This is a genomic window from Pseudoalteromonas sp. SG41-5, assembly GCF_014164495.1.
GTDB lineage: Bacteria > Pseudomonadota > Gammaproteobacteria > Enterobacterales > Alteromonadaceae > Pseudoalteromonas > Pseudoalteromonas rhizosphaerae.
Window position 1 is genome coordinate 1 of record NZ_JACJFH010000017.1, and the last position, 12999, is coordinate 12999.

General features: G+C 39.0%; 9 protein-coding genes and 1 pseudogene. 8 read left to right on the plus strand and 2 right to left on the minus strand.

All coding sequences use genetic code 11. The annotated features are described in order from the left end of the window. Positions 1 to 2162 (minus strand): two-component regulator propeller domain-containing protein (locus tag H5232_RS06715; protein ID WP_404936399.1); only part of this gene is annotated, 2162 nt, incomplete at its 3' end. Positions 2163 to 2384: 222 nt separating this feature from the next. Between H5232_RS06715 and H5232_RS06720 the strand changes: the two genes are divergently transcribed. From H5232_RS06720 to H5232_RS06730, 3 genes are all read left to right on the plus strand, one after another. After that, positions 2385 to 2963 (plus strand): hydrolase, encoded by a 579-nt coding sequence (locus tag H5232_RS06720; protein WP_259400106.1) that lies wholly within the window; start codon positions 2385 to 2387, stop codon positions 2961 to 2963. Between the two features lie 99 nt (positions 2964 to 3062). Beyond that, complete coding sequence (locus H5232_RS06725; protein ID WP_182830682.1) at positions 3063 to 5219, plus strand: TonB-dependent siderophore receptor; 2157 nt, start codon at positions 3063 to 3065, stop codon at positions 5217 to 5219. Between the two features lie 17 nt (positions 5220 to 5236). Then, positions 5237 to 6430 (plus strand): PepSY domain-containing protein, encoded by a 1194-nt coding sequence (locus tag H5232_RS06730; protein WP_182830683.1) that lies wholly within the window; start codon positions 5237 to 5239, stop codon positions 6428 to 6430. 13 nt (positions 6431 to 6443) lie between these two features. Here the strand turns inward: H5232_RS06730 and H5232_RS06735 are convergent, their stop codons facing one another. Next, positions 6444 to 7001, minus strand: a complete 558-nt coding sequence (locus H5232_RS06735) for a TMEM165/GDT1 family protein (RefSeq protein WP_145236272.1) — start codon at positions 6999 to 7001, stop codon at positions 6444 to 6446. Between the two features lie 686 nt (positions 7002 to 7687). On the opposite strand from H5232_RS06735, the gene H5232_RS06740 reads away from it, so the two are divergent. From H5232_RS06740 to H5232_RS06760, 5 genes and pseudogenes are all read left to right on the plus strand, one after another. Next, entirely contained in the window at positions 7688 to 8407 is a 720-nt protein-coding gene (locus H5232_RS06740) for a YwqG family protein (protein ID WP_182739574.1), read from the plus strand. Positions 8408 to 8618: 211 nt separating this feature from the next. Further along, positions 8619 to 9243, plus strand: a pseudogene (locus H5232_RS06745) (hypothetical protein). Positions 9244 to 9535: 292 nt separating this feature from the next. Beyond that, entirely contained in the window at positions 9536 to 9958 is a 423-nt protein-coding gene (locus tag H5232_RS06750) for a DUF2262 domain-containing protein (protein WP_182739575.1), read from the plus strand. A 1075-nt stretch (positions 9959 to 11033) separates the two neighbouring features. After that, positions 11034 to 11450 carry a hypothetical protein gene (locus tag H5232_RS06755; protein WP_220496059.1) on the plus strand — a complete coding sequence of 139 codons (417 nt, stop codon included), beginning with the start codon at positions 11034 to 11036 and terminating at the stop codon, positions 11448 to 11450. Between the two features lie 221 nt (positions 11451 to 11671). Continuing rightward, positions 11672 to 12625: a S66 peptidase family protein gene (locus tag H5232_RS06760; protein ID WP_182717807.1), complete on the plus strand. Its 954-nt coding sequence runs from the start codon at positions 11672 to 11674 to the stop codon at positions 12623 to 12625. Positions 12626 to 12999 lie beyond the last annotated feature (374 nt).

Consider the following 12999-nt stretch of genomic DNA (forward strand, 5'->3'; position numbering starts at 1 on the left):
AGCTTAGTAAAAAAAACTTTATTATTGTTTAGCTTGTCATAACTTAATTTATTGGGGCCGGTTAATGACACCTTATAGCGTGTTCTATCTACATTTTGAAAATCAAAGTTAGAAAAACTAACTTCTAAGCCCACATCTTCATCAGTTAGTTGTAAAGGCTGGTTGGCGTATTGCAATGGATGATAATTAAGTGTACGGGAGAGTAACGATATATCGGTGATTTCAGTCACTGTGCTGTCACGATCATTAGGGACAGATAAAAAGTCTTGCGGGGCAAGTGTTAGCACGCCACGGGTACTGCCAAAAGCTAAGCGGCCATCGTTTAGCTGAGTATGTGAGTCAATATTAAATTCATTCACAGTTAAGCCATCTTTAACAGTATATGCATTTAATTGCATTGAACTTAAGTCGAGTCGATAGAGGCCATTTTTACTGCTGATCCATAAAAAGCCAAATTGGTCGATTTGCAAGGCGACAATTGTTTTCGTTTTAATGCCATTACTGAGGTTTATACGGTGTTTTACTTCGTAACTGTTGGCGTCAAGACCAATTAGTCCTTCTTGAGAAGAGGCAAGCCAAAGGGTATTGTTATAATCGATCACCCAATCATCGATAGTGACATAATTTATTGGGTTATAATTTTCGACTTCGTAGATCAAGGTGAGTTTTTGGCTGGACTCATTATAACGATATAACGCGCCAGATACGCTGATCAAGTAGTCATCGGGTTTATGGGGCAATGGTTTTAAAAAAGCGTGCACATTGACGGGATCTAACTGCTCTTTGAGACCTTTAATTACGTTAGTCTGACCACTGTTTCCATCATACAGGAAATAATCATTCTCGCTAAAAAATGCAAAGGTATCAGTCGTGATTTGATGATATCCATAGCCTGGGCCGCTGTCGAGAATGGCTTGTGTATTGCCTTGCATTGGTAGAGCTATTTTTTGTTCGGTTTTTTTATCAAATAAAGCAAGACCATCATAGAGCAGTAACCACAAATAACGGTCTGGCTCATTTAAGTGCGCCGAGGCAATACCATACACAGCAAATTGGCCATAAAACGCTTTGCTGTCATCGCTGGCTAAGTAAGTTTTTTCGGTAGTCTCATCTAGGCGCATTTTGGCTAGGCCATTATCGGTGCCCAGCCACACGGCGTTATCGTCTTGGTAAACAGCAAGGATCACATTGCTGTGCAATTTATCATTACTGGTGATTTGAATATTGCCAAAACGCCTTGCTAAAGTGGACCAAGTAAAAACGCCTTGCGAGCGCGAGGCAAGCCACATAAGCCCTGTTTTATCAACCATCACATCTAAAATAGTGTTGTCGGTCATGTGAAATTTACTTTGATCAAAACGTAAAAGAAACTCATTGTGATCAGTATGGCGATGGTATTGATAAAGGCCATCCTCAGTGACTATAAATTCACCATAAGGGGTATTAACATAATCCCAAATATTATGTTCCGCGAGTAGCGTTTTTACGTTATTGAAGTCTAATAACTCATTGTTATTAAAAGCAATAGAATAAAATCCTTCGACTGTGCCAACCAGTAAACCAAGCTGCGAGTCGATGGATAAAAATTTGATATTGTTATTATCTGGATTGAGCTTGTCTTTGGCAACTAAAGGTATTTTAGTAATATGTTCATCAATTAATGATTTAGAGTACAACCCATCAGTGGTGGCAATATACAAAAAGTCATTATGAACAGTAATTGCGCGGACAGAATTATCATCTTTACTGATTGAAAACTCATGGGTATAGGTATTTTTTTGTGGATCAAAGGCATACACATGTTGATTAATGGCGTAATAAAACAGCTGCTGATGTTCGGCGATGGCAAAAATAGGAGAAAAGTGTTTATCTTCAGCGTTTAACTTACCTGAATAAATTTTACTAACTTTGAGTGTCACAGGATCTATAAGAAACGCACCAGAATACTCAGTTGATACAAAAATATCGCCGTTGTGTGTTTCGAACAATACAATAATTGAGAGTTGATCCAGTGAGTATTCACCAGAGAATATTTTTACCTCATAGCCATCAAACCGGTTTAAACCCTGTAATGTACCGATCCAAATAAATCCCAGTTTATCTTGCAGTGTGCTAGTTACGTGGCCTTGTGATAACCCTTCATCCGTGGATAAGCGTTGCAATTGCTGAGCATAGCTTTGAGCACTGGAATTAACACTAAACCAAGTGCATAAAATACTAAATAAGATGAAAAAAAAGTTTCTCAATCGCACTTAAGGTACTGCTCCCCTGAGATAAAGTGGTTGTTAGCCGTTAGTAAATATAGCATAACAATTTACAGTTGAATTAAAGAATTAGCTATATAAGATATACATTTGTATAACAAATCACTTATGCTGTTAGTTATGTTTAGATCACGGATGTTCACATTGCCTCATTCATTTAATGCTCACACCATGCAAAGTCTGCTGTTAGTTGTCGATATTCAAGACAAATTAAGTCCTGCGATGCCTCGTTATGAACAAGTAAAACAGGTCACAGTGCAATTAGTAAAAGCTGCACAATTGTTGCATATTCCTATTTTAGTCACTGAACAATATAAACAAGGGCTTGGCGAAACTGATCAGCAATTAAAAGCTCAGATTGGGCAAGCTGAGTTCTTTGATAAAACCCACTTTAGCGCGTGTAAAGAGGACGGTTTTTTAGAGCTTATTGCTAGCTATAAACGCCCGCAAATTATTGTAGTTGGTATGGAAGCGCATGTATGCGTATTACAAACTTGTTTAGATTTACTGGCGCAAGGTTATCAGATGTTTTTAGTCATGGATGCGGTTAGTTCGCGTAATGATCTGCACCGCGATTTAGCTATAGCTCAGCTAAGACAAGCAGGTGCTGTGATCAGCTGCGCTGAAAGTGTGATTTTTCAATGGACCGAAGTGGCAGCGACACCTGTATTTAAAGAGATTTTAAAGATTGTTAAATAAGCTTGGCAACAAGAAGAGAATAATTTCACTTCAGCATTGTAAATGATAGTGGTTTTTATTATCATGCCGTAAATTATTTTGATTGCTGTATAAATATCAATGAAACCTTCTTTAATAGCATTAGCCCTAAGTTCTATTACCATGACGCCTGTTGTCGTTGCTGCGCAAACAACAGCAGCAGGATCTGCAACTGATGAGTCTACTGTTGTAAAAAACGACATAGAAACCATTTCAGTCGTTGGACGAGCGTTTTCACTGTATCGCCCAACAGAATCAACGTTTGGTACTCGTACCGATACGCCGCTAGAGAAAATTCCACAGTCAATCCAGGTTATTCCGCAAGCGTTAATCAGCGATCAGGCTGCACGTCAAGTAACTGATCTGTACAGCAATATTGCGGGTGTTAATGGCTTTAGTTACTCAGGTGTTACGTTTCGTGGTTTTCGCCAAGATGAAATTTTATACGATGGTATAAAAGGTGACCCATTTAGTGGTTTTGCGGTACCACAGTTGTTTAATATTGAGCAAGTGGCTGTTTTAAAAGGCCCTAGTGGCGCTGTGTACGGCAGTGGTAACCCTGGCGGGATCATTAATTATATGACCAAAAAGCCCAGCTATGATAGTAAAACAACCGTTGCAGTTGAACTGGGTAATGATGATTTTTTTAGTGCCGCAGTCGAATCAACGGGCAGTGCCAATGACGCACAGACCCAAGCCTACCGTGTTGGTGTTTATAAAGATTCAGATAAACCATTTCGTGAAAATACCAGCGAAGATAATACTATTATTGATTTAGGCTATCGTTTTGATTTTAATAACGACACTAATCTGGTATTGCAATATACCCATGTTGATCAAGATTTAGGCGGCGCTAGATTACGTGGCGTGCCAGTGGATAAAAACGGTAACTTTATTGCCGACATAAGCTGGAATCATAATGAAGCAACGGATTATCAAACCGTTATTGCTGACGTGTTTCAAGCAAGTTTTCAGCACCAATTTAATGAGGTATTTCGCAGTGATATCACTGCGCGTTATTTTAGTAACGATGCCAATCAAAACTATCATGAGCCGCGTGGACTAAGTGACACAGATGGCGATGGAGTACTGGATTGGAGCGAGCGCGAATTTCGTGATCAACAACGCGAAAATACCGGGCTTAGTTTTACTGCCAATTTAATTGCTGACACTGAGCTTGCCGCTATGCAACATGTGATGCTGGTGGGTGTAGATTGGTATAAGCATGAGTTTGAATCTGCATATAGAACAGCTGTACAAGCCAGCAAAGGCGGCCCAGTGCCAGGGATCTCAATATTAAATCCTGTGTATGGACTGACTTCAAAAGATGATTATGATTTAGCAAACGTAACACCGCGTTTAGCAAGTACTGAGTCAACACGTATTGGCCTGTATGCACAAGACCAAGTTGATGTTACCGATAAATGGAATGTTACGGTTGGCTTACGGTACGATCGTTTTGAAGACACCGATGTGCTTAATAACACCGAGTTTTCAGACAGCGATGTGACGTATCGTATTGGCACAAGTTATAACTTAAACGATACCTTTTTCCCTTATGCGCTGTATGGCACAGGCTTTATGCCACAATCGGCCAGTAATCAAAATCAAGATGTAGGCGGGCCATTTAAACCAGAGCACAGCAATATTCGTGAACTTGGTTTACGTACTAAGTTACTTGATGACTCGTTGGCTGTGAATATGGCAACGTACCGCATTATCCGTAACAATATTTTACAAGCCAGCACTGAGTTATCAGACACCGGCGTTGATCAAATGGAAGCGTTAGGCGAAGTTGACAGCCGAGGCTTTGAACTTGAGATTGTTGGCGATGTCACCGAACGTTTAGTGATCACAGCAAGTTACGCATACAACGACACGCGTATTGTTGAGCAAAGTGAAAAATTTTCCGCGCAAGCAAAAGGCAGCGATAAATTTGCCAATGCGCCACAAAATACCGCAGGGTTGTGGACGCGTTATGAGTTACCGCAGTTGCACTCATCAATCGCGGCAGGTCTTGATTATGTTGATGAACAAGTCAGTTTAGACGGTGATAAAGTACAGCCGTATACCGTTTATAACATGGCTTGGAAGACTGAATATCAACAATGGGTTTGGCAGCTCTCAGTTAAAAACGTGTTTGATAAAGAGTATGCATCAAGTGGCTTTATAACTCGTGCTGGGCATTTCCCGGGGGAACCACGCCGCGTCTATTTGTCGGCTAAGTACACATTCTAAACTGACAATTTCGTACTATGAAAGCAAAGCAGTGGTTTAACTTACATGCTTGGGCAGGGCTCTTGGTTGGCAGCTTGTTATTGATAACGTGTTTATCTGGCACGTTGGCAACCTTGAGCCACGAAATTGAATATCTTAGTGATAGTAAATTTCGTGCTCTCTCGCATTCCCCTAATACTGACTTTGCTGCAATTGAGAATACACTTGCCCAGCGTTATCCTGGCAGCCAAATCATTAGCATATTGCGCCATCAGCAACCTTACTTAGCAACCGAAGTGTCGCTTAAGTGGCAGCAACAGTTTTTGTTTGTGTATGTTGATGGTGCGACGGGGCAATGGCTTGGCGAAGGTCAGTGGGGGCGAGTATCGCGCTTTTTACGTAACTGGCACATGAATCTATCGATGGGTTGGACAGGTAAGTTGATCGTCACGAGTTTAGCCATTCTCTTGGTTATTTTAGTGGTTACTAGTCCGATTGTTTATCGCCAGTGGTGGCGACATTTTTTAAAAAAGCCACGGCAATTAAAAACAACCAATCGTAGCAGCTGGGCTGATTGGCATAAATTACTGGGGCTTTGGAGTTACTGGTTTATTGTGGTCATGGCTATTACTGGCGTGTGGTACTTAGTTGAACACACCTTACAAACAGCCAAAATTGACCATTATATAACCCCCCCCGCAGAGGTTACGGATCTACAAACTGATGTCGCGCATCCGCCAGCGATAAGTGCCATGGTAAACGCGGCGCAATCAGCGTTTCCAAGTTTACATATTCGCGCTATACAATACCCAAGCAAAGCAAATAAACCGGTTTTGGTACTGGGCGATAATGATGACATTTTAGTACGTTTACGAGCTAATAAAGTGTATTTAGATCCAGCTTCAGCAGATGTACTGGCAATTCAAAAAGCCGCAGATTTACCTATTGTCGCGCGCATTAAAGATACCGCCGATCCTTTGCATTTTGGCAACTTTGCAGGGCTAGGTACGAAGTTAATTTGGGCTGTATTTGGTTTTTTTATGACCTGTATATGTATGGCTGGATTGTATATGAATTGGCTGAGAGTAAAGCGTAAGCAGCCTTCATTATTGCAATGGTTTGGTATCATGGGTGCAGTTAGTGTTTTATTAGTATGTTGTTCGCTACTTCTCACAACGCAAACATTTAGTGTACGCCAAGCACCAGCAAAACTATATTCGCCGGTGCTGTAACGTGCAGATAAAGTTAGCTAGTAACTAGGCCGTAACAACCCAAAGCAACAAACACTATTGCAGCAAGCATTCTTACTTTTGCCATTGGAATACGTTTTAGCAAGGCATTGCCAGCATAAATAACCGGCACATTGGCAAGTAACATACCTACAGTGGTTCCTATGGTTACCCACAACACTGATTGATACTGAGCGCCAAGCAATACTGTTGCTATTTGGGTTTTATCGCCAATTTCGGCAATGAAAAACAGCACCAAGGCAACTAAAAAAGCCCCGTATTGATCGTATTTATTGCTTACTTCTTCATCTTTATCTGGGATCAGTAGCCATAAGCCAACGACAATAAAACAGCCGTTCACAATCCAAGGCAGGTACGAAGAGGTAAAGCTTTGCGATAAATAATCGCCCAACCATGCAGACAAACCATGATTGATAATAGTAGCGACTAAAATACCTAAAATAAGTGCAGGTTTATTGGCAAAGCGGGCAGCTAACAACAGGGATAAAAGTTGCGTTTTATCGCCTATTTCAGCTAAAGCAACGGTGACGGTTGATGTGATAAATGTATCCATTTTACTTCTATAAGGCGGGAACATTAAACCAAGGTAAACGCCTATCTCCCGCCATGAGGATAGTGTTTACCCAGGTCTTGCCGATAATGCTTGCTACATTACAAACTTACCATGCACATGAGGTGCAATTATGTTGATAAGTTTACTTGCTGCGCTTTAAGTTAAAAGGCATCAAGCAGGCTACTCCCCCGAGAAGTGCGCACTTTGCCACATTTCTTTTTTAGAGTAAAGGTACAACAACAGGTTTTGTGGTGCGGCTGAGGGTGAACCCTGTAATTGAATATAAACGTATGCTTCACGCGCAGTACAGGAGCTAGAATACAATCAAGACTACAGCGAGTTTGAAAAAGACTACCAGTTCCCTGATATGCCTTTACCATCTATTGGCATCACAATTAATTTTTAAAGATGATAATCCTCTTACTCTAAGTGTGAGAGGGTTGAGCATCTGAAATATAAATTTAGCATTTTATGTGAAAGTCAGTTGTCGATTGAATCAAAATAGGAACTAGGCTATGGTTGAAGCATTAATCAAAATAAAATAAAAGCGAATAATTCTACAGGCTCGTTAGATAAACAAAAGCCCTTCAAGGGTTTGGATAGTGGGTTAAGTTAATAACCCGTTGAACATATACATAGACACGGAATGAACGCCGGTTGTGTTTGCGTTATAAAAGGAGAGTTGTTTGAACCCTAAAATTTTGGAAGACTTTATTAGCACTGATGAAGATTTTTCCCCTCATAAGGCTTATTTGGATTCGATCAGTAAATCCAGCGTTGATATTTTGTTTTTAGATGGTGTCGCCAGTGACTCTGGGAGTCGGTTTGGCGGTAATCCTCTGGTTGCAAAGGACTTTGTCTGGCCAGAACATAACGTTGGCGAATACCGGTTTTTAGGCCAGATTAATTTTTCTGAAATCCTCGATTGTCCTGAGCCGCTGCCCAAATCCGGTTTGCTATCACTCTTCTATGCTTATGATCACGACGGTGAAATTTTCTGGGGTGCTGAAGGATATGTGATCGCTTACTATTATCCGGATATTAATGATTTAGTTATGTTTGAGCAAGCAGCTGTACCGCAGGAGGCAAAGTTAATCCGTTTGGAAACCGGGCTGGAAATCCCCAAACATGAAGAGTTACGCAGTGACTGGCCTTTCGATACTAATCTTTTGTATGAACTGCCTTATCTAATAGGCCATCGCGAGAACTACATGCTGGGCTATCCGTCATTTTGTTCGCTTGCTTATGACCCGACCCCTGGTGATGAATGGCTTCCGCTGCTCACTCTGGCATCTCACGATGGGCTTGGCTGGTGTTGGCATGATGGGGATAAGCTTATGGTATTTATTGAGAAAGAAAAGCTTAAAAATGCCGACTTCAGCTGCCTGAAGACCGATGCTGGGTAGCCGCATAATTAAAGTCCACCTTATTAATACTGTTATAAAATAGGCTTTTTGGATTGCTCTGAAGTGACTATTTTTGTTTAAAGCGAGTGTAAACCGTTATCCGTGTTTAAAAATAACAAGGAAAAAATAACAAAGACATCCAGTTTAATTTTGTATTTTGTGAAACGAAGTACTAAGTTTTATTAAGTGCAAAAAATGAGCAGGGTGTCTTATTGAAATCGCAAGAAAGCGTCAAGTAAGTTTGGTTGATACAAAATATTATCACTGTATTTCACGTTGCGTACGGCGTGCATTTTTATGTGGCGAAGACCACTTTACCGGTCAATCCTACGGGCACCGCAGAGGGGGAGGGGGGATTTAGGTCACAAGCACTACTTGATGAAGCAGCATTAGCAGCCTGCATGGCATATGTTTATTTAAATCCGATTAGAGCTAAGATGGTAAAAACACCTGAAGAGTCAGGCCATATTAGTGTTAAAAAACGTTTAACATGCGCCAAAGATGGTAAGCAACCAAAACAACTACTTCGCTTTGCAGGTATACCACGTCAAATCATGCCAAAAGGGTTACCGTTTGAGCTTAAATCGTAGCTTGAATTCGTTGAGCTAACAGGACGTTGTATATGGTAAAGCAAGCGAGGGTATATTAAAAGTACACACTTACCTTTACTAGAAAGAGTCAATATTTCTCCAGAAAACTGGTTAGAACTCACCACGTAATTTACGCGCGTATTTCACGGCGCAGTAGGCAGGCTGTCTTCACAATAACGTTACGGTGAAAACTTAAATCGGAAGCGGCGTGCAAATATCAGTAATTGTAAAAAACTACTGGCATAGCGCTTGAATTACTCAGTAAAAAGTTAAAAACTGATGTCATTTTATGCATGTAATTTAGGTTTAAGAATGCTAATGACTTATTTAATGGATGAAGTAAAAGTAACCCTGTAGTAAAAGATAAATTCTTAACCTAAAAAGTAATTTTATTGTAACGGCTGTGTTTGTTCAATTAGAGTGACTGTCTTGTTTAGTTTCATTGAATCAAAATAGGAACTCGGCTATGGTTGATACATTAATAAAAATAAATTAAAAACGAGTTATTCTACAGGCTAGTTAAACGTCAGAGAGAGTTATGTACGAGAAAGCGTTAGATAATCTAGAAATGGATGAAAGAATTGAAGGTACCTACAAAGGTAGTTTCAATTTTAAAGGAGATGAAGTTCGCATTCATGTTGATCCAGATGGAGAGAAGTTAGAAGACACGATTACTCTGGCCAAAAGGATTCTTTCTTCTTTGGATGCATACGACAAGAAAGCCAGAGGCTACATAATAGAAAACAGCCTGCAATCGTACAATGAAGACTGGCGGGAAGATGATGAACCAATACTGACAGCCATGGAGTTCGATAAAAACCTGCGATTGGATGGAGTAAATTTCTTATCCTCTGATAGCGTTGATTTTTTCTACAGCGAAAATAACATGTTTGGAGGCCATTCATTAATTCCACAAATCTTTGATAGTGAGAACTTTGAATATTTGCAAATGTATGGGTAAAACGTTTAACACATATGAGCCTTAACACTATCAATAGGCACTAGTAGTCTTTTTGACCGTTTTATATAATGGCGGTCAACTCTAAATCAATAAACAAATTTGTTTACTTCGTCTGTCGATGCGGCTGTTAAGCAAGTAGCTTACGGCAAACACATATAAGGAGCGCTACGCAATAATATTTACATTATTAGCACTGCATTTGCTTATATTCTTCTAAAGCGCAGCGTTTCTGAACCTCTTTGTGAATAATTCAATTAAATATTTTTTGCACAAAGAGCAGAGAAAGAGAAGTAAATGAGAACTAACTTGAAGGCTAATATTAGCAGCGTAAAATACGATGCATTAATAAAGGTAAGCCCTTACATCTTAAAATAAGCCATTAAGCACCTGTAATACCTTCCAAAACGCCAATTAAAGCAACAGCAAATCCTCCTTTATATTTTATGTGAAAGTCAGTTGTCGATTGAATCAAAATAGGAACTAGGCTATGGTTGAAGCATTAATCAAAATAAAATAAAAGCGAGTAATTCTACAGGCTCGTTATGTTGGAGATCTTCGGGAGCCATAATATGAACTTGCCAAGTAAAAATGATTTTCCTGAAGGCTCCAGATTCTATATCAAAGAATTTGATGTACCACTAGTCCAGATACTAGACGGTAGTCTTTCTAAGTGGTTTAATTGGTTTGGCGGCAAGCCGAAAGAATACGCCCCAGACCTGGCAACAATTGGGAAGCAGAGTCATTTAGTGAGTGGCAGAAAATTGTGAAAGAATCACTTTAAACTATGAATTATATTCCGCCTAAAGCTATTGAGTGTTGGAGAGTCGATAATCCAGGGGGGGAATTATATGAAACCTCAATCATGGATAATTATACGGTGATATCGGCATATGGAAGGTATGCTCATTGCTCGGGATGTAAGATAGTTTCATGGCAAGAGTTTCTAAGTGGTGAATTGAATGAGCTCGGTACCAAAACAATGGGGAGTGAAGTATTAAATGAAATTCATCATAAATTACGCTCAATCACATAACAAAAAGCTGCAACATGACTCCGTAAGTTGGCGTTATGTGTCATGGTAGATATGGAAACACTTCAAGAAAAAAATAATAAATACGCTAAATACCACAGAAATGATTCTTGGGGTGTCTTTGTAGCATTTACAATCATGTCACCTTTATTATTCAGTTATGGATATGAATTTTTCTATTGGTTTCAGGGTGAAATAATTGAAGTTCCTCATCCCTCTTTTGTGTTAGTTGGAGCATTGTTTTATGGTGGTATAATGGTCGCAATGGTCGATATCATTATATTTCCCAAACTACTCAAAGTATTCTCGCTTATTGCGGTTATGTGCTGGTTTAGCTATTTTTGGGTTGTGCTTAATCTATCTTGGCTTGCTTTTGCACCCTTAGTTCCTGTTTTTATACTTTTACAAATTCAAATGCCAAGAATTAAAGCTAACTCAAACAAATGTGGCGATGACACATAACAAAGCAATAATGAAAGGGACGCAAAAAGCTTAGCCCGCGTCACTTCGTTCCTAATTTTAGCCAAGCTTTTCTGCGCCACATATTGCGGCTAGGAGCGACAAGCCGAAAGTATTGAGTTAGGAACTATTTATTGAAAGCTGTGAAGTTCGCTCAATTTTGATGTGCATGCTGTTTAGAGTATCTTGTAGGAGGTAAATTGATAATACCCAATAAGTTAAAAATGAATGATGAAGTTAGGATAATTGCGCCTTCAAGAAGTTTATCAATTATTGACCAAGAGACGCGAGAAATAGCAAACACAAGGTTTGAAGAGCTTGGCCTCAAATTGTCATTTTCAAAAAACTGTGAGTCGATAGATGATTTTTCGTCTTCATCTATAAAAGAAAGAATTGAAGATTTACATGAAGCATTCCTAGATAAAAAGGTAAAAGCTATCTTTACTGTTATCGGGGGCGATAATGTAAATCAATTACTAAAGTATATTGACTATAATATTGTTAAAAAAAATCCAAAAATTATATGTGGGTATTCTGATACTACAGCTTTATCAAATGCCTTATTTCATAAAACCGGACTAATAACTTACTCAGGGCCTGCATATTCAACTTTGGGGATGCTTAAAGGTATTGATTTTTCAATAAATTATATTAAAAAGTGTTTATTCTCAAGTGATCCTTATGAAGTTATAAACCCCGAACAATGGAGTGATGATTCATGGTTTTTAGATCAGGAAAAAAGAAGCTTTTATAAAGACAATGGCATAAAAGTTTTAAATCATGGTAAAGCTGAAGGAAAAATACTTGGAGGCAACCTTTGTACTTTAAATCTGCTTCAAGGAACTGAATTTATGCCTGACTTAACAAATTCTGTACTATTTCTTGAAGATGACGAGTTAACATCCCCTTCAAATTTTGACAGAGATCTGCAATCATTAATTCACCAAAAACATTTCGACAGAGTTAAAGGAATAGTCATTGGGAAATTTCAATTAAAGTCAGAAGTATCTGAAGACTTACTTAAAAAGATTATACAATCTAAACAAGAGTTAGAGTCAATTCCCGTGCTTTATAACTTAAACTTTGGACATACAACACCCCATATATGCTTTCCTATTGGTGGACTTGTGAAGATAGATACGAAAAGTCGTAAACAAATAACAATAGAAAAACATTAGGTAAAGAATACTCGAGTAATTAGCTCAATTTCATAATAATTAATGGTTGCGGGTTTAATATTAAGAGTAAAGGGATTGCATCGCCCTTGCTTGACTGACTGCTCATTGCAATTTTGAGTAGTTCGGCTTTGATCGAGAAGTAAACATTCGAGGGTTTTCGCATCGATTGCAGGTTTGTTGAGATAACGGACGCTTCAAAACGCTAATAATTAATCATCAATTATACCAAAGGGTTAAATTTCATTCGCTCAAACCCCGTAACTCAAGTTATGTAAAAACGATTGATTAATAGACGAAAAATAGGCGGCTTCACTCCATCATGAATATAAAAGAGAGGTTAAAATGGAAAATATAAGGCATTATATATTTTGATT

Excerpts from the sequence above, each read along its gene's own strand:
- H5232_RS06720 (WP_259400106.1), top strand. The coding sequence starts at position 2,385 with ATGTTTAGATCACGGATGTTCACATTGCCTCATTCATTTAATGCTCAC.
- H5232_RS06725 (WP_182830682.1), top strand. The coding sequence starts at position 3,063 with ATGAAACCTTCTTTAATAGCATTAGCCCTAAGTTCTATTACCATGACG.
- H5232_RS06730 (WP_182830683.1), top strand. The coding sequence starts at position 5,237 with ATGAAAGCAAAGCAGTGGTTTAACTTACATGCTTGGGCAGGGCTCTTG.
- H5232_RS06735 (WP_145236272.1), bottom strand. The coding sequence starts at position 7,001 with ATGGATACATTTATCACATCAACCGTCACCGTTGCTTTAGCTGAAATA.
- H5232_RS06750 (WP_182739575.1), top strand. The coding sequence starts at position 9,536 with ATGTACGAGAAAGCGTTAGATAATCTAGAAATGGATGAAAGAATTGAA.
- H5232_RS06755 (WP_220496059.1), top strand. The coding sequence starts at position 11,034 with ATGGTAGATATGGAAACACTTCAAGAAAAAAATAATAAATACGCTAAA.
- H5232_RS06760 (WP_182717807.1), top strand. The coding sequence starts at position 11,672 with ATGAATGATGAAGTTAGGATAATTGCGCCTTCAAGAAGTTTATCAATT.